This is a genomic window from Paenarthrobacter sp. 10N417 (assembly GCF_056394745.1).
Genome location: NZ_JBFTIL010000055.1, coordinates 1 through 1,204, shown reverse-complemented (window position 1 = coordinate 1,204; position 1,204 = coordinate 1). Strand labels below are relative to the sequence as shown.

The 1,204-nt window shown below is 63.4% G+C and carries 2 protein-coding genes; both read right to left on the bottom strand.

The annotated features are described in order from the left end of the window. Positions 1-836: IS3 family transposase (locus AC1DCM_RS26500; RefSeq protein WP_477520319.1), on the bottom strand; the 836-nt coding region annotated here is incomplete at its 3' end. A gap of 17 nt (positions 837-853) precedes the next feature. Continuing rightward, entirely contained in the window at positions 854-1,156 is a 303-nt protein-coding gene (locus tag AC1DCM_RS26495) for a transposase (protein WP_477520318.1), read from the bottom strand. Positions 1,157-1,204 lie beyond the last annotated feature (48 nt).

The following is a 1,204-nucleotide window of genomic DNA, read 5'->3' as shown; positions in this document are numbered from 1 at the left end:
AGGCCGCCGGCGCGGCGGTTGGGTCGGCGGCGGTTGTACCAGCCCTCGATGTAGTCCATGACGGCGGTCCGGGCAGCGATCCTGGAGCCGAAGCGTTGGTGGTGGTAGAACTCGGTTTTGAGGTGGGAGAAGAAGTTCTCGGCTACCGCGTTGTCCCAGCACACCCCGACCTTGCCCATGGACTGGGTAACCCCGTTGGTGCCGCACCATTGCTGGAATTCGTCGGAGGTGTATTGGGTACCGCGGTCGGAGTGGAAGACCACACCATGTTCGGCGAAACGGCCGTGGTTCCGTGCCATCTGCAGGGCTGCGGTGCACAGGCTTGCCCGCATGTGGGCAGCCATGGACCAGCCGATGACCATGCCSGAAAASAGGTCGATGACGGTGGCCAGRTARAGCCAGCCCTCCCCGGTGCGCAGGTAGGTGATGTCTCCGACCAGGCGGGTCCCGGGCACCGCGGAGGTGAAGTCGCGTTTGCCCTGTTCATCGAGCATGTGGTTCTCGATGTGGGCGGTCTTGGCTTGCGGGTCCTGGACCGTGGTCCTCTTCCAGGCMCGGGTYCGGATGGCCCGCAGGCCCTTTTCTCGCATGATCGCCCCGACGGTCGGGGCGGAGACCTTGGTCCCGGCCGCGTTGAGCAAAAGCGTCAGCTGGTCACGGCCGGCACGGCCATTTTCCTTCTCGTACAGGCCGGTAACCGCGGTGACCAGATCCTCATGCCGCACGGCACGCGGTGAGGGCCCGGCAGGGGCGCGCCACCGGTAGAACGAGGCCCGGGAGACCTTCAACGCCCGGCACAGCCACACCACGGAATAGTTGGCCTTCTCCGCTTCGATGAACTCGTAGAAGTCCTCTACTTTTGCTTCGCGGCAAAGAAGGCGCTGACTTTTCCCAGGAACTCGACCTCGGCCTTCAACCGCTCATTTTCGGCCAGTGCCTTCCGGTGCTCGTCCCACGGCACCGGCCCCCGTTCTTCAGRCAGGACCGGTGCGGCGCCCTGGTGGCTTTCTCGATGCCGGTGAAGCCAGTTCCCCAGCGTGCTTTCCTTCACCCCGATCTCCTCGGCGACCTGTTTCACCGACCGGTTCGTGGACAAAACAAGCCGCACAGCATCCTCACGGAAAGCCGCATCGTATTTTCTTCTGGGCGTGGTCATCTGAACTGAAGCTCCCATCAAGCTGTCTCACAAAACCATACGACCGCA